This window comes from Acinetobacter sp. CIP 102136 (assembly GCF_000369685.1).
GTDB lineage: Bacteria > Pseudomonadota > Gammaproteobacteria > Pseudomonadales > Moraxellaceae > Acinetobacter > Acinetobacter fasciculus.
Map to the genome: position 1 here is coordinate 1,281,309 of NZ_KB850142.1, position 23,399 is coordinate 1,304,707.

General features: G+C 43.9%; 29 protein-coding genes. 1 reads left to right on the forward strand and 28 read right to left on the reverse strand.

The window, feature by feature from the left end:
* The first annotated feature begins 16 nt into the window (after nt 1–16).
* Nucleotides 17–925, forward strand: coding sequence for a LysO family transporter (locus F893_RS11490; RefSeq protein ID WP_005252222.1), 909 nt, complete (start codon nt 17–19; stop codon nt 923–925).
* A 435-nt stretch (nt 926–1,360) separates the two neighbouring features.
* On the opposite strand, the gene pyrF is transcribed toward F893_RS11490, so the two are convergent.
* The 28 genes from pyrF to F893_RS11630 form a co-directional block, all read right to left on the reverse strand.
* Nucleotides 1,361–2,041 carry an orotidine-5'-phosphate decarboxylase gene (gene pyrF, locus F893_RS11495; protein WP_004278851.1) on the reverse strand — a complete coding sequence of 227 codons (681 nt, stop codon included), beginning with the start codon at nt 2,039–2,041 and terminating at the stop codon, nt 1,361–1,363.
* Nucleotides 2,042–2,077: 36 nt separating this feature from the next.
* The gene (locus F893_RS11500) at nt 2,078–2,437 is read right to left on the reverse strand and encodes a lipopolysaccharide assembly protein LapA domain-containing protein (protein ID WP_004278852.1); all 360 of its coding nucleotides are present in this window, start codon (nt 2,435–2,437) and stop codon (nt 2,078–2,080) included.
* A gap of 24 nt (nt 2,438–2,461) precedes the next feature.
* Nucleotides 2,462–2,767: an integration host factor subunit beta gene (locus F893_RS11505; protein WP_004278853.1), complete on the reverse strand. Its 306-nt coding sequence runs from the start codon at nt 2,765–2,767 to the stop codon at nt 2,462–2,464.
* A 163-nt stretch (nt 2,768–2,930) separates the two neighbouring features.
* Complete coding sequence (rpsA, locus tag F893_RS11510; RefSeq protein ID WP_005252225.1) at nt 2,931–4,607, reverse strand: 30S ribosomal protein S1; 1,677 nt, start codon at nt 4,605–4,607, stop codon at nt 2,931–2,933.
* Nucleotides 4,608–4,717: 110 nt separating this feature from the next.
* Nucleotides 4,718–5,401 carry a (d)CMP kinase gene (gene cmk, locus F893_RS11515; RefSeq protein WP_004278855.1) on the reverse strand — a complete coding sequence of 228 codons (684 nt, stop codon included), beginning with the start codon at nt 5,399–5,401 and terminating at the stop codon, nt 4,718–4,720.
* 17 nt (nt 5,402–5,418) lie between these two features.
* Complete coding sequence (locus F893_RS11520; protein WP_005247314.1) at nt 5,419–5,850, reverse strand: SRPBCC family protein; 432 nt, start codon at nt 5,848–5,850, stop codon at nt 5,419–5,421.
* 60 nt (nt 5,851–5,910) lie between these two features.
* Nucleotides 5,911–6,426, reverse strand: a complete 516-nt coding sequence (gene tadA, locus F893_RS11525; protein ID WP_034436192.1) for a tRNA adenosine(34) deaminase TadA — start codon at nt 6,424–6,426, stop codon at nt 5,911–5,913.
* A gap of 6 nt (nt 6,427–6,432) precedes the next feature.
* Entirely contained in the window at nt 6,433–7,554 is a 1,122-nt protein-coding gene (locus F893_RS11530) for an enoyl-CoA hydratase/isomerase family protein (RefSeq protein WP_005252229.1), read from the reverse strand.
* Nucleotides 7,551–8,264: a uracil-DNA glycosylase gene (gene ung / locus F893_RS11535; RefSeq protein WP_005247316.1), complete on the reverse strand. Its 714-nt coding sequence runs from the start codon at nt 8,262–8,264 to the stop codon at nt 7,551–7,553. Before ung ends, F893_RS11530 begins: the two co-directional genes overlap by 4 nt.
* Nucleotides 8,265–8,310: 46 nt before the next feature.
* Nucleotides 8,311–8,907, reverse strand: a complete 597-nt coding sequence (locus F893_RS11540; RefSeq protein ID WP_004278864.1) for a 6-pyruvoyl trahydropterin synthase family protein — start codon at nt 8,905–8,907, stop codon at nt 8,311–8,313.
* A gap of 152 nt (nt 8,908–9,059) precedes the next feature.
* On the reverse strand, nt 9,060–10,031 hold the full coding sequence (gene gspK / locus F893_RS11545; RefSeq protein ID WP_005252232.1) for a type II secretion system minor pseudopilin GspK: 972 nt from the start codon (nt 10,029–10,031) through the stop codon (nt 9,060–9,062).
* A 6-nt stretch (nt 10,032–10,037) separates the two neighbouring features.
* Nucleotides 10,038–10,679, reverse strand: coding sequence for a type II secretion system minor pseudopilin GspJ (gene gspJ, locus F893_RS11550; protein ID WP_005252234.1), 642 nt, complete (start codon nt 10,677–10,679; stop codon nt 10,038–10,040).
* On the reverse strand, nt 10,676–11,227 hold the full coding sequence (gspI, locus tag F893_RS11555) for a type II secretion system minor pseudopilin GspI (protein ID WP_373687389.1): 552 nt from the start codon (nt 11,225–11,227) through the stop codon (nt 10,676–10,678). The genes gspJ and gspI overlap by 4 nt, the downstream gene beginning before the upstream one ends.
* A complete protein-coding gene (locus tag F893_RS11560) occupies nt 11,217–11,768 on the reverse strand; it encodes a type II secretion system protein (protein ID WP_005252236.1) in 552 nt (183 codons plus the stop codon). The genes gspI and F893_RS11560 overlap by 11 nt, the downstream gene beginning before the upstream one ends.
* Before the next feature lie 9 nt (nt 11,769–11,777).
* Nucleotides 11,778–12,392: a TetR/AcrR family transcriptional regulator gene (locus F893_RS11565; protein ID WP_005252237.1), complete on the reverse strand. Its 615-nt coding sequence runs from the start codon at nt 12,390–12,392 to the stop codon at nt 11,778–11,780.
* A gap of 41 nt (nt 12,393–12,433) precedes the next feature.
* Nucleotides 12,434–13,207 carry a TatD family hydrolase gene (locus tag F893_RS11570; protein ID WP_005252239.1) on the reverse strand — a complete coding sequence of 258 codons (774 nt, stop codon included), beginning with the start codon at nt 13,205–13,207 and terminating at the stop codon, nt 12,434–12,436.
* Between the two features lie 27 nt (nt 13,208–13,234).
* The gene (locus tag F893_RS11575) at nt 13,235–13,576 is read right to left on the reverse strand and encodes a PilZ domain-containing protein (protein ID WP_004278877.1); all 342 of its coding nucleotides are present in this window, start codon (nt 13,574–13,576) and stop codon (nt 13,235–13,237) included.
* Nucleotides 13,577–13,591: 15 nt separating this feature from the next.
* Nucleotides 13,592–14,572 (reverse strand): DNA polymerase III subunit delta' C-terminal domain-containing protein, encoded by a 981-nt coding sequence (locus F893_RS11580; RefSeq protein ID WP_005252242.1) that lies wholly within the window; start codon nt 14,570–14,572, stop codon nt 13,592–13,594.
* A 14-nt stretch (nt 14,573–14,586) separates the two neighbouring features.
* Nucleotides 14,587–15,348: a 3-deoxy-manno-octulosonate cytidylyltransferase gene (kdsB, locus tag F893_RS11585; protein ID WP_005106564.1), complete on the reverse strand. Its 762-nt coding sequence runs from the start codon at nt 15,346–15,348 to the stop codon at nt 14,587–14,589.
* Nucleotides 15,349–15,360: 12 nt separating this feature from the next.
* Entirely contained in the window at nt 15,361–16,365 is a 1,005-nt protein-coding gene (gene lpxK, locus F893_RS11590) for a tetraacyldisaccharide 4'-kinase (protein ID WP_004645471.1), read from the reverse strand.
* Between the two features lie 3 nt (nt 16,366–16,368).
* Nucleotides 16,369–18,096 carry a lipid A export permease/ATP-binding protein MsbA gene (gene msbA / locus F893_RS11595; RefSeq protein ID WP_005252248.1) on the reverse strand — a complete coding sequence of 576 codons (1,728 nt, stop codon included), beginning with the start codon at nt 18,094–18,096 and terminating at the stop codon, nt 16,369–16,371.
* Nucleotides 18,096–18,518: an ExbD/TolR family protein gene (locus F893_RS11600; RefSeq protein ID WP_004278885.1), complete on the reverse strand. Its 423-nt coding sequence runs from the start codon at nt 18,516–18,518 to the stop codon at nt 18,096–18,098. Before F893_RS11600 ends, msbA begins: the two co-directional genes overlap by 1 nt.
* A gap of 10 nt (nt 18,519–18,528) precedes the next feature.
* Entirely contained in the window at nt 18,529–19,167 is a 639-nt protein-coding gene (locus F893_RS11605) for a MotA/TolQ/ExbB proton channel family protein (RefSeq protein ID WP_005252250.1), read from the reverse strand.
* 33 nt (nt 19,168–19,200) lie between these two features.
* On the reverse strand, nt 19,201–20,088 hold the full coding sequence (locus F893_RS11610) for a ParB/RepB/Spo0J family partition protein (RefSeq protein ID WP_004731487.1): 888 nt from the start codon (nt 20,086–20,088) through the stop codon (nt 19,201–19,203).
* The gene (locus F893_RS11615) at nt 20,085–20,867 is read right to left on the reverse strand and encodes a ParA family protein (protein ID WP_004278889.1); all 783 of its coding nucleotides are present in this window, start codon (nt 20,865–20,867) and stop codon (nt 20,085–20,087) included. The genes F893_RS11610 and F893_RS11615 overlap by 4 nt, the downstream gene beginning before the upstream one ends.
* 25 nt (nt 20,868–20,892) lie before the next feature.
* Nucleotides 20,893–21,525: a 16S rRNA (guanine(527)-N(7))-methyltransferase RsmG gene (gene rsmG / locus F893_RS11620; RefSeq protein WP_004645477.1), complete on the reverse strand. Its 633-nt coding sequence runs from the start codon at nt 21,523–21,525 to the stop codon at nt 20,893–20,895.
* An 85-nt stretch (nt 21,526–21,610) separates the two neighbouring features.
* Nucleotides 21,611–22,300, reverse strand: coding sequence for an N-acetylmuramate alpha-1-phosphate uridylyltransferase MurU (gene murU / locus F893_RS11625; RefSeq protein WP_005252252.1), 690 nt, complete (start codon nt 22,298–22,300; stop codon nt 21,611–21,613).
* Nucleotides 22,301–23,314, reverse strand: coding sequence for an aminoglycoside phosphotransferase family protein (locus F893_RS11630; protein ID WP_005252253.1), 1,014 nt, complete (start codon nt 23,312–23,314; stop codon nt 22,301–22,303).
* Nucleotides 23,315–23,399: the final 85 nt, after the last annotated feature.

Consider the following 23,399-nt stretch of genomic DNA (forward strand, 5'->3'; position numbering starts at 1 on the left):
TCAATCCATTAAATTTATGCAATCGCTTTGGCTCATCTTCCAGCTTCTATTCTGTCTAGCACTCGGCTTTGCGATGGCAAAACGAATTCCGCTTTTGATTATTAAAATCTGTTTCAAGCTCTTGCCCTATTTTAGCTATGTTTTATTGATTGCGATTGCTTTTGAGTTTTCACAACTGGTAGATGAATTACAGTATCCCCTACAGATTTTGAGTACGTCAATCAGTATTGCTTTCCTGACATCGCTTGGCGCTTTTACATTTTGCTATCTGCTCTTTAAATGGTCAGGTTATCTTCCGAGTTCCGGTCAAGTATCTCTTGATCTAGTACTTAAATCCTTACTGAACATGAGTTATGCATTTTTGGCTCTTGCTGGCGGATACTTCTTACATACAGGTTTAAGTCTATTCGATCTGTCCTTGCACATCAGTACCTGGCATTTGTTACTGGTCTTTATGTTCATGATTGGCTTAGATCTGGCTTATTCACCTTTAGATCGTTCCTGGTTAAATTTTAAAATTCTCTTAGTTCCAATCGGTTGTATTTTCGGTTCATTATTCGCGGTCATGCTTTATTCATTCTGGAACACCGACATCAGTCTGAAAGATTTGATCATGCTGTCACAAGGCTATGGATTTTACTCAATGTCAGGCGTTGTCGTGACAGAACTCAGAAATGCAGAACTCGGCAGTATCGCCCTGATGAATGACCTGTTTAGAGAAATTTTTGCCATCTTACTGATGTATTGTATGGGTTGGAGATATCCAAGATCGGCCATTTCCGCAGCGGGTGCAACTGCGATGGATGTGACTCTGCCGATGGTTAAACAGGCCTGTGGGCATGATTTTATTCCACATGCCATGGTCAGTGGTTTTATTTTGTCACTGTTAGCACCAGTCATGGTGAGTGTACTGGCAGCGATTTAATTACTTTATCACTTTCTCAATCTCACTAAATTCCTCTTTTATAAAGAGGAACTCTCCTCCCTGATTCAGTTTAAAAGCAGAATTTTAAAACGAAGCACAAGCAAGTAGGCCGAGAGGGCTGACTAAAAACTTAAATCAATATCACTTAAGGCATCGCCTACTGTTTCAATAACATCCGAAACAAGACTGATGGCATCAGATGCCAAACTGACCACATCGATCCCCGCTGTCCGATCTGCTGAGCTTGCCTGCTGTTGTTGCTATTCTTGTTGCTTAAGCTGTTCTGCCTGTTGAATATTTTGAATCACGTCATTCTGTACTTTTTCTAATTGTGGTTCAGATGAAGTCATCATTTTTCCTTTTTATTTTATAACCATTTTTTCAATATATAAAAAAAGCCTTTCGACTGAAAGGCTTTTTGTCATTCAAACCGTATTAAAGCGTTGCCAAAATATCTTTCAAAGTCTGACGCATATTTTTAGACTGGGTAATCGGGCGACCAATTACCAGATGTGTTGAGCCATCTAGCATTGCCTGTTTCGGTGTCACAATACGTTTCTGGTCATCTGCATTCGACCCTTCTGGACGAATGCCGGGTGTCACTAATGCAAAGTCTTTTCCAATCGTTTCACGTAACATTTTCGCTTCTTGAGCTGAGCAAACCACCCCATCTAGACCACTGTCTTTTGTCAGTTGTGCCAGACGTTTTACATGCTCATTTGGCTCAATATCCAGACCAATATCTTTCAAGTCTTCACGGCCCATTGACGTCAATACAGTCACTGCAATCAACTGAGTTTTATAATTACCCGCTTGCAAACGCTCTACACAGGTTTCCATCATCTTGCGGCCACCTGAGGCATGCACATTGACCATCCACACACCCAAATCTGCTGCCGCGCATACTGCCTGTGCTGTTGTATTTGGAATATCATGAAATTTCAGATCCAGAAATACATCAAAGCCTCTATCTTGAAGTGCTTTGACAATAATTGGACCTTCATGGGTAAATAACTCTTTACCAACTTTAAGTCGACACAAGGCAGGATCTAACTGTTCTGCAATGGCTAAGGCATCAAATTGGCTTTTGGCATCTAGTGCGACGATGATACTCAAGAGATTACCCCTTCATATAGGCAAAAAATAAGCCCATTATAATGGGCTTTGATTTTCATTGGTAATATCTAATACAGTTTTTTCATGCCGGGTATGGGCTGCTGCTTCAGCGGCCATTAACTTGGCTGTATTCAACTGTTCCTTACGTAGATGTTCAATGTCTTTACGCAGTCGTTTAATTTCCCAATTCGTCTGAAAAACCCGGAAGATCTGAACGCCCAATAACAGGCCCAAAACGACACCTAAAGATAACGTGAGGAGAAGTAATAATCCCAGGCGCATTGCGGGAACTTGAGTAAATAACAAGTCCACTGACAATTCGGTACCGTTTTGCAAAACCAAAGCTAATGAATAACCAAACAGTACCAATAAAAGAATGACCAGAACGTAACGCATGAACACCCCGCAAAATATTTACAATTATTTTTGTGCAGACTCGTTCACAGCGTCACGAAGTGCCTTGCCTGGTTTAAAGTGCGGAACTGCTTTTGCAGCCACTTCTACTGATTTACCAGTTTTAGGGTTACGACCTACGCGCGGTTCACGGTGATGCAATGCAAAACTACCAAATCCACGAATCTCGATACGATTGTCAGTTGATAATGCTTCTATCATTTGATCAATCATAATTTTAACTGCTTCTTCCACTAAAGGCTCAGCCAAATGCGGATTTTTTAACGCAATACGCTCTATTAAGTCAGACTTATTAAGTGCTTCAGTAGTCATCTGCGACCTCTTTAATTATCAAGCTACTTGGGATCTATTTCCCGATAATAACCTGTTTAAATACAAAACGGTAGCGCAATAATTAAATACTACGCTACCGTTTACAGTATTTGTATAAAAAGTATTAGTTAACTTACATTAACAATACAATTCAAACGCTTACTTAGTTGCCCATTTGAGCTTTGATCAGGTCACCAATCGTCTTAGGACCATTGTCTTGACCAACAGGAGCTGTTTTCAAGTTAGCAACTGCTTCTTTCTCTTCAGCTTCGTCTTTCGCTTTGATAGACAAGTTGATTGCGCGAGATTTACGATCTACGTTGATGATCTTCGCTTCAACTTCTTGACCAACTTCAAGGAACTTAGTTGCATCTTCAACGCGGTCGCGGTTGATTTCAGATGCTTTCAGAGTCGCTTCAACTTCGTCAGCTAACTTAACAGTAGCGCCTTTAGCGTCAACTGCAGTTACAGTACCTTTAACCAACGCACCGCGTTCGTTAGCAGCAAGGAAGTCATTGAACGGATCGTTGTTCATTTGCTTGATGCCAAGGCTGATACGGTTGCCTTCAGCGTCTACAGAAAGGATAACTGCTTCAACAGTGTCGCCTTTCTTGTAACGACGAATCGCTTCTTCGCCTTGTTCGTTCCAAGAAATATCAGACAAGTGAACTAGACCGTCGATACCGCCTGGCAAACCGATGAAGATACCGAAGTCAGTGATAGATTTGATCGTACCAGAAACTTTTTCGCCTTTGTCGTGATCTTTAGCAAACTCTTCCCATGGGTTAGCACGAGTTTGTTTGATACCAAGAGAAATACGACGACGTTCTTCATCAACTTCAAGAACCATAACATCAACTTCGTCACCAATCTGAACAACTTTAGATGGGTGGATGTTTTTGTTCGTGTGATCCATTTCTGAAACGTGTACTAAACCTTCAACGCCTTCAGCGATTTCAGCGAAACAACCGTAGTCAGTCAGGTTAGTTACGCGCGCTTTAACGATTGAACCTTTAGGGTAACGGTTCATGATCGCTAACCATGGATCTTCGCCAAGCTGTTTAAGACCTAGAGAAACACGGTTACGTTCGCGGTCGAATTTAAGTACTTTAACAGTAACTTCTTGACCCACTTCAACAACTTCTGAAGGGTGCTTGATACGTTTCCAAGCCATGTCAGTGATGTGAAGAAGACCATCAATACCGCCAAGGTCAACGAATGCGCCGTAGTCAGTAAGATTTTTGATCGTACCAGTAACTGTTTGACCTTCTTCAAGCTGAGCAAGAAGAGCTTCACGGTCAGCTGAAGATTCAGCTTCCATAACAGCACGACGTGAAACAACAACGTTGTTACGTTTAGCGTCAAGTTTGATTACTTTGAATTCTAACTCTTTGCCTTCTAGGTGAGTAGTATCACGAATAGGACGAGTATCAACTAAAGAACCTGGAAGGAACGCACGTACTGGACCGATGTCAACAGTGAAACCACCTTTAACTTTACCAGAGATAACACCAGTAACGATTTCGCCGTCTTCAAAGATTTTTTCAAGTTTAGTCCAAGTTTCTGCGCGTTTAGCTTTTTCGCGAGAAAGAACTGTTTGACCCATACCGTTGTCAAGTGCTTCAACAACTACGTCTACAGTGTCGCCAACTTGAACTTCAAGTTCGCGCTGTTCATTTAAGAACTCAGCACGGTCAACAACGCCTTCAGATTTAAGGCCAGTGTCAACAGTTACCCAATCAGAGTCAATGCTTACTACAACGCCCTGGATAACTGCACCCTTTTCAACGTTGAGGTTTAATTCGCTTGCTTCAAAGAGGGCTGCAAAAGATTCGGTCATGATATTTCCGATAAAGTCAGCGGTCTTGGATCAGACAAGGCCGGTTTAATTAAGCATCTACATAGTCCATATAAAACTGATCAAGCTATGCGTTTGCTGATAAAATTGGGTTAATTTGCTAACTGCTGATCCACATAAGTGGTCATCAGCTGGAATACTTCATCGATATTCAAATCTGAACTATCAATAATGTAAGCATCATCCGCAGGCTTGAGTGGAGCGACAGCGCGTTCCGTATCTCGTTTATCGCGAGCGATGATATTAGCTAAAATGTCGCTTATTTTAACATCCAGTCCCATGCCCTGCAACTGCTTTACACGTCTTTGCGCGCGTGATTCAGCCGAGGCCGTCAAATATATTTTTGCCTGAGCATTCGGGAAGATACTTGTCGCCATATCACGTCCGTCTGCTACCAGACCAGGCGCCTGTGCAAAGGCATGCTGACGTGAAACCATCGCTGTTCTAAGCTCAGGAATTGCTGCAACTTTTGAAGCAAACTCTCCTACCCGTTCAGTTCGAATAGTTTGGGACACATCTTCACCATCCAGCCACACCTGCACCCCGGTGTCGGTACTGACAAACTGGATATCTAAATTTGTTGCGATTTGTACGCATTCTGGCAATTTCGTGTCTAGCGAATCCAGCAAATCATGGTGATGCAATGACAAACCCAAAAGGCGGTATAAAGCACCAGAATCCAATAAGTGAAACTGATAATGTGCAGCCAGTTTCGCTGCTAACGTGCCCTTGCCAGACCCACTTGGACCATCAATGGTAATAATTTGAACTGTCATTGCTTTCCCGTTGTTGTTTAAACAGATTTTGCGAGTTTTGTCAGGCCTAGTTTAATCGCTGCCTGTAACTGTGCAAGGATTAATTTACTCACAAAAGGCGCACGTGCCTGCAATTCAATCGTATAAGTTACTAACGTTTTGTCATCAGCCAGTGCTTCAAATTCAATAATGCCTAAATGATGCTTGATCAATGGATTTTTAATAATCTGATATTCGATGCGATTATTTGGCTCGAACAAGGTAATTTGTTCTTTCAGCGGCTTCACTGGCCCCATACCCATTGCACGTACTGAACCGAGTCCATCAGGATATTCAGCATCCGCAGAATCCTTGATTCGTTCGACCTGCATCGGTGCGAAGGCAATATTATAGGTGGCATGCTTGGACATCAAATTGAAGACATCATCAAGGGCTGCCGGGAATTCTTTTTTTACTTGAATGCTGTTCATTATTGTTCCTGAAGATTGCAGATATTTGAAAGTAAGCAAATTTTAGCGGATAAAGCAGATTTATTTCTGCGTATTTAATAACTTTTCTTGTAACTTGAGTTCTCGTTTCTGCTCGCGGCGCAACTTAAAAAATGCACTCAGCTGTTCAGAGCATTGCTGCTGCATGCAGCCTGCCTCGAAAGAAAATACGTGATTATAATAACCGGTTTCAAACAGTTGACGCGCACTCACCAGTGAGCCTGCTTTCGCTTCAAATGCCCCAAATACTACCCGTGAGACCCGCGAATGCACCAGCGCACCGACACACATGGTGCACGGCTCAAGAGTCACATAGAGCACCGCATCATCAGGTAAACGATAATTTTGGATGTTTTGACAGGCATCACGTAGTGCAACAATTTCAGCATGTGCAGTCGGATCATTTAATGTGATGGGCGCATTAAACCCTTGGCCAATGATCTGATCCTGACTAACGATAATTGCCCCGACAGGGATTTCTCCCTGTGCAGCAGCAAGTGCAGCCTGCTCGTAAGCACGCTGCATCCAGTATTCATCTGTAAATTGTATTTCGGACATTGAGGCTTAAATCACACCATAATGCTTGAGCAGCTCATTCCAGCTTTCGATAGTCGTAACTGGAGGATTCCCAGCCAGGATACCTTTTAAGCTCATATCTGCACCTTTTTTCCACTCAGGACTAAGGTCTTTATCGACCAGACGTGCGCGCACACCTTCGACAAAGTCATGATGACGGATTTTCCAGTCAGAAATTTGAACTTCTAGTTCGAAAACTTCATTCCAGGAATGTACCTGCTTACCCCATTGCCATAATAACCAGGTCAAGGCTGCGGTGGTGGGTGAACCTTTTTTCAGATTTTCACTGGCCTGACGTAACCAGTCACTGCGCGCATCACTCAGGCCAATAATCGACTCATAATCATGCTCGAAGTTGATACCACGGCAAACACTATGAATCACATCCAGAGAGTTTTGCAGCGGTCCCGGGCCGACCGGACGGTGCATGCTATTCAGGGTGTCATCAATGGCACGGAAATCACCCGCAGGATAATGCTCCCAGTCGATATTAATGACTTTATCCAAAACTGAATCACGCTGTGTATCACAAATATGCGTTGCCCAGCCAATCCCATAAGCACCAGCAGCAGTCATGATTGATCCGGTCAAGCCAGTAAATAGACCAATCGCACCACGATCTGCCAGAAAGCGGGTTGCACCCACGTCTGGATACAAACCGATATTAATTTCAGGCATTGCCAAACGTGAATACGGCGTCACTAAACGGAAAGGCGCTGCCATAAACAGGCCCAAGCCACCGCCCATCACATAACCTTCACCCCAGACTAAAACAGGTTTGGCATAATTATGCAATAACAGATCAAGTGCATATTCTTGTTCAAAGAACTTATTGGCGGCCGCGACTTCGTCATTAATCACTAACTGACGCAGTTTACGCACATCCCCACCCGCACAGAACGCTTTCGGTGTGGTTGAATCCAGCCAGATGGCTTTTACGCTGTCATCATGATGAAAGTCCTGAAATACTTCCAATAATGCGGAAGCAATCGATTCATCGAGAGCATGCAAAGATTTCGGGCGATTTAAACGAACGATACGCCAACCATTGTGCGCTTCTTCAACAATTAAATCCGGATGATAATGTTTAGTAAGGGGAGAGTATTTCATGCGTCCAGCTGCCAATCTATAGGCTCAATGCCATGTTGTTTGAGGTAATTATTCGATTTTGAAAATACTTTACAACCAAAAAAACCACCACGGTTTGCGGCCAAAGGCGATGGATGTGCTGCCTTTAACACGAGATGCTTGTCTTGATTGATGCGCTGTCCTTTACGCTGTGCGTATGCGCCCCAAAGAATAAAGACAATATGTTCACGCTGTTCATTTAATACATCAATGACGTGATCAGTAAACTCTTCCCAACCGCGCTTTTGATGCGAAGTCGGCTGACCTGCTTCAACGGTCAATACTGCATTTAACAGAAGCACACCCTGCTCTGCCCAATGCGTCAAGTCACCATGCTTCGGTCTTTCAACCCCGACATCAGCATGTAACTCATGAAAAATATTACGCAAAGATGGTGGTAATGCAACCCCCTTTTGTACGGAAAAACTTAATCCATGCGCCTGATTTGGGCCATGATAAGGATCTTGCCCTAAAATCACCACTTTCACCCGATCTAGCGGCGTGGTATTCAAAGCATTAAAAATCAGATGATTGGGAGGATAAATGATTTTATCTGCTTTTTTTTCTTCAACGAGAAACGCTTTTAATTCATCCATTTTCGGACTGAGCAAAAATTCACTCAATCCATATTTCCAGCTTTCATCCAACTGAACTTTATTCAGCTTGGCCAGTTGCTGTTCATTTAAAGACATTCTTCAATCCTAAATCTATGTCAATGGATTTAAAGTCACGCAGACTTTAAATCTGTACCTGTAAATCTACTGTAGGGTTATGAAATGGCGTGCCCTGTTTGAGCTTGGCAAACATGTCCGGATCTGTCCATTCAGCTTGCACCTGTTCAGAGAACTCAAGTTGTTCCAGGCTCAGAATCCCCATTTGTTCATTTTGAATATCTTCTAAAAAACTTTGTGCATAGCCGGTGTCGGTTTCATGCACAATCACAGAATAGACTTCGACATCACCTTCGCCATTTTGAGTCACGGTCGATGCCAGCACTTGCTGTGCCAGAAAGAAGAAAATACGTGAAAACTGCTCTGCTGATGGCGATACCGGCAAAGACACCCAGCGCGCGCTGAAATTCTTGCAGGCCTGAATATATTCCGGATCGTCATTTTGCCAGAAGCAGATAGCATGATCGAAAGAATCAAAAAAATCCTTAATCACACCTTTAAGCAGACCAAAGTCATAGACCATTTGACCATGATCTAGCTTCGAGGCTTTTAGTAATAACTCGACTTTATAACTATGGCCATGGATCGAACGCTTACAGCGATCTGACGTGCAGTTACGCACAATATGAGCATTCTCAAACTTAAATAACTTACGAATTAACATATGCCGTAATGTCGTCAAAAAATAGGTGAATTAATTTTGATTATAAAGCAAAAGTAAGGCTTTGAGGATTAATTTTGCTATTTAGCATGATAGGGAAAAGGCATCAGCCCGGCATTTGCGCTTATACAGTCTGTACAATTCATGAGCTAAAATTAAAATGGCGCCATGCTGCGGTATGCCACATAAACCTGTTTGTCCTGACGAACCAGATCACTGCTGAACTGGCGCTTACGCTCACTTAAAACCACTTCGATTCGGGCTTTAAAATAATTGGATTGCACCCCAAGCAGACTGTTAAACAAATTACGCTTGTCTGCATCGACCTGAGCAAAAGGCTCCAGTGACCACAGGTCAGTCACATTGGAAAAGTGTTCCAAGTTGGCCTGACGCTGATCCAGCAATTGCTGCACTGCATTCACATCCAGCTTTTCATCCATACTAGCCAAAAGAAAAGCTGAAGCGGTATTAATATTGACCAGGCTCTCCTGCACCGGTGCAGTACTCAGATAAGGTGCTATCAGCTTATATTTATTCTCTTCAAAACCGCGTACCAGCTTTAATTCTTCTACGCTGTGAAATTTTGCATTCGGTGGCAAAGCAGCATTGGGCAAGCCTTGATAATAGTTAGATTCAGCGCCCATGCCCCCACTGACCAGCTCGTCTGCATCCTGCCAGTCAATGACTGCTTCACTCAGCTGTACCGGCAAACCGGTACGTTTTAAAATCAGCTCGAACCATGTTTTGGCATTTTCATTGACTGTGCCTTCGGCAGTGATCAGGCTATTTAAATTAAACTTACCCGATTCATCCTGCACAATTCCGGAGACATAACCGTCATCTACCGGAAAAGCCGGCATGGGTTGCGCCCAGGTTTCCTGCAGATGGTCGACCTCTGCAGCATTTTCAGCATCATCGACCAGCAATTCAGAAAAAAAAGCCTCGGCACTTTTGGCATACATGAGAGACTGGTTTTGTCGCATCAAATAGGCAGTGCTTTCAGCAGTTGCAGCCTGACGTTGCGCAATCGTAGCCGCCAGAATAGTCGCTAGCGCCACCATCACCAGAATAGTAATCAGTGCAATGCCCTGCTGCTGCTTGATCATGATCGCTTTCTTCATTTTCATTTCTTATTATTCTGAGCTGGGTTGACCGGTGTTCTGAGTATCAAGCAAAAAGTCCGTATTTAATAAACTGAACATCCATTCATAGCTAACGCCATTCACGGTTAAATTGATTTTAATCCCTTTAGGCAAACGCTGTTTATGCTCTAACAGATTCAGATCAGCAGAAGCATCTGGCCATTGCGTGAGCTCATTCGGATTGAGTACGACGATCTGGAATTGTTCTACTTCCGACAATAAAACACTGGATTCTGGCTGATCTTGACCTGTCTGATTCAGATTCCGGTATTTCAGGCGATAAAGCTTCTGCTCATCGGCTCGATACTGATATTCAATGCGCTCATCTGGGGAAATCCCTTCTTCCAAAGGATCAGTTACCCCGGTTTTACTGAAATTAAAGCGTCCGTTCTGCAGCACTAGAGCCGGTTGAATATTCCCATTGATGTTGGCCGTTAAGGGGACTGTCTGTACGGTATCTCGCAGAATCTGCTGATAGGTTTGCTGTAGCAGACCTAAACGCTGCTCATGAATCACATTCTGATCTTTGGTCTTGACAATATAATCAAAAACTTTCCAACCCAAAGCAGACAGCACCGCAAAGATCGCAATTGCGACCATTAATTCAACCAGGGTAAATCCTTTAGGCTTCATGGGGTATTATTCATGCGATGATTAAAGAACATCAGGTTACTGATGCCAGATTCAACCTGACCACTGTCCTGATTAACCAGACTCACCTGCAGCTCGATCCGTTGTACATTCGGACTTACCGTCGGTTCACTGCGCTTGTCAATCTGCCAGGTTTCGCCCTGCTGGGTCAGTTGTTTTGAAGCCGTGCCTTCCATCCATTCCTGATTGATTTCCATTTGTGCCACTTCATTTAAGGCAACAAACTGTGCTTTGGTACGTAGAATTGCATTCGAGGTCGACTGGGTATATTGCATTGCGACTTTGGTCAAGGTCATGGCTGCGGTCGCAAAAATTGCCAGGGCCACCATGACTTCCAATAAGGTAAAACCTGAGGCACGATTAAGTCGAGTAACACTCGACCTGAGCGACATTGTCGCGCAAGAAAGTCCGATAGCAGCGCAAGACGAAGTCCTATGCTTGCAGCACACATGATCAAATCCATGAACACTCGCCTTAAACAACTTGATTACACCAGACCCAGCGCTCTGCTTGAAATATCTAGATTTCATTGATTTTACCCAGATGATCAATCTCAATCGCAGCACCCACTTCACGGTCCTCCAAAAAGAATTGAATCCGCACCGGTTTGACTTCTCCATTGCCGAGCCAGATCAGTTTAGGTGCATTGGCCTGAGTCAGATCACGATTTTGTGCATTGGCATAACGCTGCTGTTCCAGCGCCTGCATCTGAAAGGACACATGATCAGGTAAATTACGCAATTTGAAATCTGCATAACTCTGCCATTTCTCATTTTGCAGGTTCTGTTCAGTCTGCGCTGCTGAACGATATTCTATAATTCCATAACGAAATGGCGTGACATCTGTTGCTGGCTGAACGTCAAGCGCGAGTATTCTAGACTGGTCATTGGCCTCGCGTAGCACCCGTTGCAAGTCTACTAATAAAATTTCCCGTGCCTGCATTGCTTTGCGCTGATCGACACCACTGGTATTCAGCAGCACTAGTGAAGCCATAATTCCCATAATCACAATCACCACCATCAATTCGATTAAGGTAAAGCCACGAACTGCACTGTGAGGTGATCTGATCATAGGACAACCTTAGGCAAACTGCTCGGCTGAATGTACCTGCTTAGGCAAAGCCAGTGCCTGATCGATATAGGCTACACGCAATGTATCGCGCGAACCCAAATAACGCTGATAGAAACTGGAATTAAGAATTGCAGCTGCACCATGGGTCAACGACCAGATCGAAGCCAGATAATCGCGTACTGACATGCGGCTATTAATAGAAGCCAGATAAGTTTCTGTCATACGGATAATCAGGCGTAAACGCTGTTTGCGCACCTGATAAAGTTCGCTAAAAAGGTGCTGGATTCCAACCCCAGTCGTCGACAGGCGTTCTTCAATCTGATGAAACAGCACGGTTCGTTCCGGATGATGTAAATGATGCAGCATAAAGAAGGCCAGATGTTCAGGAAAGGCTTTATCGCTATCCTGAATCATTTCCAGCAACATGCGCTCATTACGGATAATCAGCAGCATGTACAGCTCATCTTTACTCTGAAAATGTTTATAAAGTGTCCCTTTGGCCAGATCAAGCTCGGCAGCCAGCGCATCTAGCGTCATTCCTGCTTCACCATTTTCCAACAGGAGCTGTTCTGCAACTTGAAAAATCAAGGTTTCTCTTGCTCGAAACTGAGCCTGACGATCCATCTTCACCCTATAAACTCTCTTTGTACTTTATATAACTTTATTTACTTTAAATTCAGAAGATTTTCAAAGTTCTGCTTTGTGATAAAAGCCATTTCTTCTAGCGACTTATCATATACATCGCAAAGCGCTTTGGCTACATAAGGAACGTATTTAGGCTCATTAGATTTGCCACGATACGGCATTGGCGCAAGATAAGGACTATCGGTTTCAATCAGCACACGATCCAGCGGAACCTGTTTGGCGACATCACGCAGATCCTGCGCATTTTTAAATGAAACAATTCCGGAAAATGAAACATAATAGCCGCAATCCAGTACTGCTTTAGCGGTTTCCCAGTCCTCGGTAAAACAGTGCAGGATGCCATGCGTAGATTTTTCCGCGCGAATAATATCGACGGTATCATGCTTGGCGGAACGGGTATGAACGACTACAGGTTTTTTGGTGATTTGTGACGCATGGATATGCCGGGCGAAACAGGCTTTTTGCTCTGCAATAAAATCGGTACTGTGATAATAGTCCAGACCTGTTTCACCGAGTGCCCAGACTTTCTCCGGTTGCGCCAGTTCGACCAGATATTCAGTCGTGGCACGCGCCATGGTTGCAGCATCTTCGCAAGGATGTACGCCAACGGTATATCCGACATCTGCATGACACGCGGCAATTTTGGCCAGCTCGATATGATCATCCAGATCGACCGAGATACTCATGAATTTGGAAACACCGGCTTCACGAGCCTGAGCCAATGCCTGATCCAGATCACCATGATATGGTGTCAAATCAAGCAGGGTTAAATGACAATGAGTATCTACAAACACGATGCGTTCCTACCAAGGGTAAATTAACTACATAGTGTAACTTTTACGTCCTTCAGATTTAAGACCTGCAACCAGACGATCTGCTTCATTTTTAAAATAAACGCCTTTTTCACCGCTTAACTGGATGCCAAAGCCTTGTGGCTTGATGCCATTCTGCTTTTGCGAGACCCAGATGACTTTACCGGTTAAAGGAATTTTCTGGGTCTGGTCAGGCAAAGTCGTCAATACAAAAACCTCTTCGCCCAGTTTGACCGGCTGCTTGGAAGGAATAAAAAGCCCACCACCCACAACATAAGGCATATAGCTGGCAAACAGTGTTTCAATGTCAGGAATATTGGCCTGAATAATACCGCCCATACGTGGTTGCATGTGATTTCCCCTTAATTAAAGATTCATCAGCTTGATAAACAATTCATCAATAACCAGATTGCTTTGGACATTCTGTTCAAGGAATTGTTTAGCGCGCTGAAAATCTTCATAAATTTTAAAAAGTGCTTCTAATGAATATTGTTCGGCAAGTACATTGAATTCAAGGTCAGTGTTTTTCACCGTCTGATTTAGCTTGACACAAATTAAATCGGACAACAAGTATTCAAACATTTGAGCAAAGTCACCAAAATTCAGGTTTTTATTCCATTTGGTCGCAATTGCCATCGGCATATTTTTTTGCATGACCAGTTTTTGCCAGTCTTGCAGGAATTCCTGACGTAGTGGCAGCCAGGCACTTTGTGCAATCTCTAGTGCCTGTAACGGCATCTGATTGGACAGGTTCATCAATAACTGTTGTTGGCTAGCACCTGCATCTGGGAGCTGATTCTGGACATAATCGCTAAATTGTTCTGCGGAAATCCGGTCCAAAGCAAAATGCTGCAAACGACTGCGTATAGTCGCGGGCAATTTTAAATAATGATTCGCCAGTAAAATAATGACCGTATTATCACCGGGTTCTTCCAGTGTTTTGAGTAAGGCATTGGCAGAGGCAATATTCAAGGCTTCTGCCGGCTCAATCACAATCACGCGCCAGCCATCTACAGTCTGTTGCACAAAAGGCAGCAGATCGCGAATCTTCTCGATCTTGATTTTGGCATTCTGTTTTTTATTATCGTCATCGGTACTGATATGCACATAGTTGGGATGGGTGTCTGCCTTTAACCATTGACAGCTACTGCATTCACCACATGGCCCGGCAGGCTGACGATTCAGGCATAACACCCAAGCCAGAAACTGTTGGGTAAACGCTTCTTTACCACAGCCTTTTTTTCCATAAAACAATAAACCATGTCCAAGCTTAGGAAAGCGCCCGGTCAGGGTTTCCCAAACCTGTTGCTGCCATGGATAGATATGTGCATTGACATCAAAAGGCATGTATTTGACTCTTCTTAGGCAAAATGGGAAAGATCCATCTGATTCAGGCGATCCAGATCTTCCTGAGTATCTACCCCTGGCGGCAAATTGGCTTCAGCCACCGCAATGGCAATACGGTGTCCATTTTCCAGTACCCGTAACTGTTCTAGAGATTCCAGTTTCTCCAGCACACCCATTTCCCAGGTCACATATTCTTGCAACAGTTTTACCCGATAGGCATATAGACCTAAATGACGATAGGCCTGATCATGCAGCTTCGGTTCAGCGAGTTTCGCGCCATCACGGTCATAAGGAATGGTAGCACGGCTAAAATACAGTGCCTGCTGCTGTTTTGACATTACGACTTTTACAATGCTGTCGCGTTTGAATTCATCCAGTTGATGGATCGGCTCACATAGCGTCGACATGGAAGATTCAGGCTGATCTTCCAAGAGTTGAGCAACCTGTTTTACCAGTTGCGCCGGCAGTAAAGGTTCATCCCCCTGTACATTGACAATGATGTCATCACTGGCCCAGCCTTTAGTTCGAGCCACTTCACTCAAGCGGTCTGTGCCTGAAGGATGATCCGCTGAGGTAATCACCACATCAATGCCTTCAGCACGGCAAACGGCTGCAATACGCTCATCATCAGTTGCCACACACAGATCGTCAAAACCTTGCACTTTTTTGGCTTGGTCCACTACCCGCAGAATCATGGGACGACCATGAATTTCCAGCAAAGGTTTACCCGGTAAACGTGAACTGGCGAAACGTGCAGGAATAACAATGTGTTTCATAATGAATGAGCCTTAAGAAATTTGAATACCGTATTGTTGTAACTGTTGCTGCAAGACTGTATAGCAGGCTGGCGATAGGACTGCATCGACTGGCACCACCCAGATATCCTGTTTAAAATCTGGATATTGTTTAAGTAGCGCCATAATTTTTATTGCGTCTTTTTCAGTGGTAATAATCGGATTGTTATCATCGAACTGTAAATCTTCAATGTCATAGTCATGATGGTCTGGAAACTCATGACACTGAAATTGTTCTATGCCTAAATTTTGCAAGGTCTGATAAAACCGCTGTGGAAAGCCAATGCCGACTACCGCATAAAAAGCCGCTTGAGGATCAAAGATTTTATTGTTGTCCTGATTAAGCAAATAAGGCTGTGATGCAGCCAGATGCATATGCAGTTCAGAGCTTGGGTTAGCCGAATGCTCAATTACGGTTCCCGTTTTCAAACGGGTCACTGGTTCACGTAGATAACCTTCTGGAAGCAGTTTCTGATTACCCAGACCGCGATTATTATCCAGCACAATCCACTCAATCTGGCGATTCAAGGCCCAATGCTGCAGGCCATCATCACAGATAATCAGATCCAGTTCATGTTTGTGCAGCAATAACTCGATACTTTTCTGCCGGTTGGGACCAACTGCCATCGGCACGCCTGTTGCCTGTACAATCAAGGCAGGCTCATCTCCGACAATCTCCGGCAAGGTATTAAAGTCGACATAGGCAGGAAATGGACCTTGGCCGCCATAGCCTCGACTGATCACGCCTACCCGAACATTTTTCTCGGTTAAATAATCCACCAGATGAATCAACAAAGGTGTTTTACCGCTACCACCGACTGTGATGTTACCAATTACCATAACGGGAATTGGTGCACTATAACTTTTTTTAATGCCTTTTTGATAAAGCCAGTGATTGCTGACAAAACCCAGGCGATACAACCATGACAAAGGACGCAGCACCACCAGCCACTTTGCCTGTGCATTCCAAGCATCCTGAATGATTTGTGCCAGTGCCATAAGTTACTGTTCCTCAAAGTTACGCTGATGCAACTGATAATAAGCACCATGTAGCGCAATCAGTTCGGCATGACTGCCCTGCTCAACAATACGGCCCTGATCCATGACAACAATACGATCCGCGTTTTCAATCGTCGATAGACGATGTGCAATTACGATGGTGGTACGGTCCTGCATGGCTTTATCAAAGGCACGCTGAATAAAGTATTCCGACTCGTTATCCAGTGCACTGGTCGCTTCATCCAGAATCAGAATAGAGGCATTTTTCAAAATTGCTCGCGCGATGGCGATGCGCTGACGCTGGCCACCAGACAGGTTTAAACCCTGAGCACCCAGCTGAGTATTATAACCTTGCGGTAGTGCTATAATAAAATCATGCGCATAGGCTGCCTTTGCTGCCGCGATAATATCTTCATCGGAAGCACCTTCGAGCTGACCATAAGCAATATTTTCCCGCACGGTACGATTAAACAGTACGACTTGCTGGTTCACCATAGCAATCTGGGTTCGCAAGGCGGTAATTTCAAAATCTTCAATCGGTTTCTGATCCAGCAAGATCTGCCCAGAAGTTGCATCCTGATAACGCACCAGCAGATTCACCAGAGAACTTTTTCCTGCACCAGAACGTCCTACCAGCGCTACTGTTTCACCGGCCTTGACCTGCAAATTAAAGTCATGAATAGCATGATGGCCATCATCATAAATCAAGTTAACATCTTTAAACTCGATATCGCCTTTCAGGCTATCCGTTAAAGTCCCGGTATTTTTTTCTTCAGGCATATCCAGCAATTCAAATACCGAATGAGCCGCAGCCATACCACGTTGAATTTTTTCATTGATATCCGTCAAGGCTTTGATCGGTCTTGCCAGCATACCCGCCGCAGTAATATAAGCGACAAATTCACCCGCAGAGGTATCACCCAGAATTTGCGGACGCAAGGCAATAAACATCACAATACTCAGTGAAATCGACATGATCAGCTGAACCACAGGACTATTCAACTGTTGTACAGCGACCATTTTCAAGCCACGACGCAAGTTTTCCAGCGAGTTCTGTTTAAAGCGTTCCTGCTCATAACTTTGCCCTCCAAAACCCTTGACGATCAGGTTGGCATTCACCGTTTCCTGCACCACATGGTTTACATCACCCATGGTGTCTTGCACTTGCTGCGATAATTTACGCATCCGTCTTGCAGCTTTACTGATAATAAAGCCAATGACGGGTGCAAAAATCAGGATACACATGGTCAGACGCCAGTTGGTATACAACAGGTAGCCTAATAATGCCAGAGTGATCAAACCTTGTTGCAACAAGGTTCTTAAAGCTTCAGTTGAAGCAGCGGTTAGCTGTTCAACGTTATACATGATTTTGGCAGTAATATGCCCGCTGGTATTATCCAGATAATACTGGGACGGTAAACGCAGCAATTTTGCAAAAACTTCCTGACGGATGTTGAATACCAGATTCCGGGAAATTACCGCAGTAAAATATCCACCCATGAACAAACCCAGGCCCCGGAAGAACATGAGTATGACTACTAAAAACGGGAAAAGTGATGTGAAACTCTGGTCTTTATTTTGAATCGCCTCAATAATATATTCTAGTAATTTAGCGACAGAGACTTCCGTAGCGGCATTAATAGAAAAACCCAGCAGGACAAGCAATGCAATGCCCCAAAACGGTTTTAAATAACTTAAAAGGCGAAGATAGACCTTAAAATCGTGCTTCACTAATAACCTCGGGTGGGTACTTTGGTACTGATATTAATATTTACAAAGCCGAGCTGCCCGGCCACATCCATGACACGAATCACGTCCTGATGGCTGGCTTTTGCGTCAGCTGCAATGACAAACATTAAATCACGGCGTTCATTAGAAATCTGTTTAATTGCAGTATTTAAATCCGCGACTTCCTTACTGGCCAAGGATTGACCATTGACTGCGTAATGACCATTGGCATCCACAATCACTTCGACTTTTTGATCATAGCTTTTAGGCGGTACACCCTGCGCATCAGGCAAGGTCAGATTCATTCGGCTCATTTGGCTAAAAGTCGTCGATAACAGCAAAAAGACCAGAATAAACAGCAGACAATCAATCATCGGTGTCAGATTAATATGTACATCTTCCACCTGGTTGCGTTTGAATTTCATCATCCGCCTCCTAGCTGGCTTTTTGCATGTCTTGGTCTATGTCTGCATGATTGCGATAAAAAAGATCCGCATGAAACAAAGTCGCTTGCTGTTCAAGTTTAGCCACATATTCCTGAACAAGACGCTGAAAATAACGGTGCGCAAACAGTGCAGGAATTGCAATCAACATACCGGCTGCCGTGGTAATTAAAGCCTTGGAAATACCCGGCATCATCAATACCGGATCACTCCCGGTACCTACATCGATCATCAGGAAAGATTCAATAATCCCAAGTACAGTTCCCAATAAACCGAGTAAAGGCGCAACTGCACTCAAAGTTCCCAGAAAATTAATGTTTTTTTCCAGATAACCAATTTCCTGTGATGCCACCACTTCCATCTGTGCGCGAGCATACTGCTCACCTTGCTGCTTGCTGGCATAGCCTGCAGTAAATACCCGGCCCAAAGTGCTTTGCTTTAAGGCCGCACTTTGATTCATTTTTTGCATGACTTGTGCTGTATTTTGCGAAGGCCCCATCAACAGTGTCAACGGAAGTACTGCATTCTTTTTCAGGCGAATCAGACGCTCGATCGAAATCGCCAGCATAAAGATAGAACACAAGACCAGGGGCAGCATAAGCCAGCCACCTGCTTTAACCAATTCCCACATCTAATTTATTCCCCAATAAAAAAAATATATAAATTATTCATCTTCTAAAATAGAAAGAATGCCATCCAGCTCTTCTAAAGAGTGATAGCTAATAACCAGTTTCCCTTTACCTTGCTTGTTATAGTCAATTTTAACATCTGCACTGAAACGCTCTGAAAGGCGCTGAGTCAATTGCTGAATATCCGGTGCTACAGCTTCTTTTACTTTTTCTTGTTTAGGTGTATTGAAATCACGGACTAACTGCTCGGTTTGACGAACAGACAGACTTTTTTCAATTACGATATCTGCAACTTTGAGCTGATCTTTAGCTTTTAAGGTTAAGATCGCACGTGCATGCCCCATATCCAGCAAACCTTGCTGCATAAAGTCTTTCACTTCTTCTGCCAGGCTAAGCAGGCGAAGTAGGTTACTCACTGTCGTACGCGCTTTACCCACGGTATCGGCAATTTCCTGATGGCTTAGGCCAAATTCTTCATGAAAACGCTGCAAGGCCATCGCCTGATCAATCGGATTCAGATCCTGACGCTGGATGTTTTCAATCAAGGCCAGTGCAATCGCAACCTGATCATTCAGATCACGTACAATCGCAGGAACCTCGGTCAAACCCGCTAACTGTGCCGCACGCCAGCGACGCTCACCCGCAATAATTTCATACGGATAGCGTTCATCATCAACCGGACGGATCACGATGGGCTGCATGATGCCATGCTTTTCAATCGATGCCGCCAGTTCCTGCAAATCCTGCTCGTTAATATAACGGCGTGGCTGGTATTCACCGCGCTTGAGCAAGTTTACATCGATCTGTTTCAGCTGACCATGGTCAAGACCTTGGGCTTCGAGTTGTAATTTTTCTTTTTGAATTGATCCCAGCAAGGCATCCAAGCCACGACCTTTGGCGAGTCCACGTTTCTTGACGGTCATGCTTTACTTCCTTTTTTCACTTTGCTTTTCTTTAATACTTCAGCTGCCAGATTTAAGTAAGCAACTGCACCCTTTGAGCTTTTTTCAAAATAAATCACCGGCAAACCGTGTGCTGGCGCTTCTGCCAGACGAATGTTCCGTGGAATCACGGTTTCATACAGTTTTTTACCGAAATATTGTTCTAATTCTTCAGATACGTCACGGGTTAAGGCATTACGTGCATCGTACATGGTGCGTAATACACCAACAATTTGCAGGTCCGGATTCAATGCTTGCTGAATCCGATCGATGGTTTGGGTTAAATCCGCCAGACCTTCCAGTGCATAATATTCACACTGCATTGGAATCAGCACACCATCCACGGCTGCCAAAGCATTGACAGTAATCAGGCTAAGACTCGGTGCACAATCGACAATGATATAGTCAAATGAAGATTCAATTTCCTGCAATGCATCCCGCAAAATGAACTCGCGCCCTTCCTGTTCTGCAATCGCCAACTCAACCCCGGCCAGATCACGGTTTGCCCCAAGAACCTTGTAACCCACTTCCGCCTTAGAGATCGCCGTTTCAATCGGCACTTCACCCAGCAGTACATCAGTGACCGAATAAAGCAGATCATTCTTCTGAATGCCAGACCCCATGGTCGCATTGCCTTGCGAATCCATATCGACCAGCAAAACACGTTTTTTTAACACAGCTAAAGATGCCGCCAAATTTACTGCGGTTGTGGTTTTACCTACACCACCTTTTTGGTTTGCAATCGCAATAATTTGTGCCATGTTGCCCCCAATCCCTTTAAAAATCTTAAATACGTTTTAATAGAAGTAAATGACGCTGTTCGTCTAAGCGCGGAACTTTAAGTTCAATAATCTCACAACTAAATTCATTTTTTAAAGTAGCAACTTCATCTTCAGGAATTAAGCCTTTCATTGAGGCAATAATTGTTTGCTCATGCATATACGGTTTAGAAGCATCCACAAAGTCTGTTAATGATGCAAAGGCACGACTGGTAATCACATCAAATTGACCCAGCTCATTGATGCTGTCTTCGTTTTCTACACGCGTTTGCACGGCAATGACATTTTTGAGTTTTAAGTCAGCAATAAACTGCTTGAGGAAACGAATTTTTTTACCGTTAGAATCCAGTAATACACATTCACGCTCAGGCTGACATAAAGCAATGATCATGCCCGGCATACCACCACCTGTGCCGATATCCAGTAAACGGCCTGCTGGTAAATCTTTCAGAATGCTCAGACTGTCGAGCAGATGCTTGACCAGCATTTCCTTAGGATCACGGATTGCAGTCAAATTGTATGCTTTGTTCCACAGCACCAAAGCATCCTGATACTTGAGTAATAAATTTAAAGCCTCATCAGATAGCTCTAAACCCAAAGCCTGGCTACCCTGCTTTAGTTCTTGAAAAAACATGTGCATAAACAATCTACGCTCGAAAAAGTTAGGTGGAAGTATACCGTTTTCTCTATATTGGCACAGTAGGCAGTGCTTAGCGAATATTCACTTAAGCAAACTTCCCTTCACGGATCGCCGTATCCAGTGCCGTTAAACGCTCCGGGGTTCCTACATCAACCCAAATGCCTGTCAGTTTAGAAGCGGCTACCTGCTGACTCTGCATTGCTGCTTTTAGCAAGGGCGCTAAAGGACGTTTTCCAGCCTCTAAGCCTGCAAACATTTTCGGATCAAGTACGGATACACCACTAAAAGTCAGGTTTTCACCTTCGACTTGCTGATCAAAGGTATAAGCTTTCCCTTCTGCAAGCGTGAAATCACCCTCTGGATGTTGTTCAGGGTTCTGCACAAGTACGAGATGCGCCAAATTATCCTTTAGATCAATATCCAGTAAAGGTGCAAAATCCATCGTGGTCCAGACATCACCATTTAACAGAATAAAAGGTTCATCACCGAGTAGTGGCAAGGCATTGATAATCCCCCCAGCGGTTTCCAGACCTTCACCCTCATGTGACCAAAGGATGTGTACACCAAATTGTGAACCATTACCCAAAACTTGAGCGAGTTTTTCACCCAACCAAGCCGTATTGATGACAATTTCAGTGACTCCGATCGCAGCCAGTTTTTCAATATGCCAGACGATAAGCGGTTTGCCACCTACCTCAAGCAAAGGCTTGGGGGTATGCAAAGTTAATGGGCGCATACGATTGCCGAGTCCTGCGGCCAAAATCATCGCTTTCATTTACGCAGCCACCTCGTATGCACCGTATTTAGCTTCAAATGTAGGCATTACTCGTTCATGCATAAACTGCATAAATGGCTGTAATTCCGGATAAGGCTTAGATTCTTCTAACAAGTACCACATCACACGTGGTAAGTCTTTGAGATAACCTGATTTACCATCACGCTCAAACAGACGTACAAAAATACCTAAAATCTTGATATGGCGTTGAATTGCCATCATATCGGCATCTTTTTTAAACTGGACAAAGTCACGATCTTGTTTAGATGCTGCGGGCAACAAATCATAGAAAGTCTTGAACCAGCGATAAACACGATCGGCATTCCACTGTACATAGGCATCGCGGGTAATCGAGATCAGGTCATAAGTATCTGCACCAATCACGGCATCCTGAAAATCAATCACACCGAGTTCGGTTTCATTGTCGATTTTCATCAGGTTACGGCTATGAAAATCCCGATGTACAATCACCTGTGGCTGTGCCAATGCGGCATTGGCCAGAATCGCAAAAGTACGTTTGATCAAGGTGTTTTCTGATTCAGTCGGTTGAACCTTTAACGCTGGCAACATCCAGTCAGTCAGCAATTCCATTTCTGAGATCATTTTTTCATAAGAATATGCCGGGAAATGCCCTTCTCCAGCAATCGATTGCAGCTGAATGAGCTGCTTAAAGCTTTGCTCATAATAGGCATCTACAGTCTCGTCATTGAGCAGATTCGACAGCAGCACATCACCAAAGTCTTCAAGGAGTAAAAAGCCATTTTCCAGGTCTTTTGCCACGATATGCGGAACGCGCACGCCATGTGCATCAAAAAACTCATCTATCGTCACAAAAGGCACACAATCTTCTTTTTCTGGTGGTGCATCCATCAGCATAAATGTTTTATTATTCAGTTTGATTCGTGCATAACGACGGAAGCTGGCATCACCTGCTAAAAAATGAGTTTCAAATTGATCTGAACCGAGTACAGAGGCAATCCAAGATTGTATCAATTGTTCGCGTTGTGTATTCATTTGCAATTAATTCTAATACAGGCTGAGTTTTTAAAGTGCTAAGTGTAGCTACTTATCAACTTTTTCTCTATGATGCGACAATAAT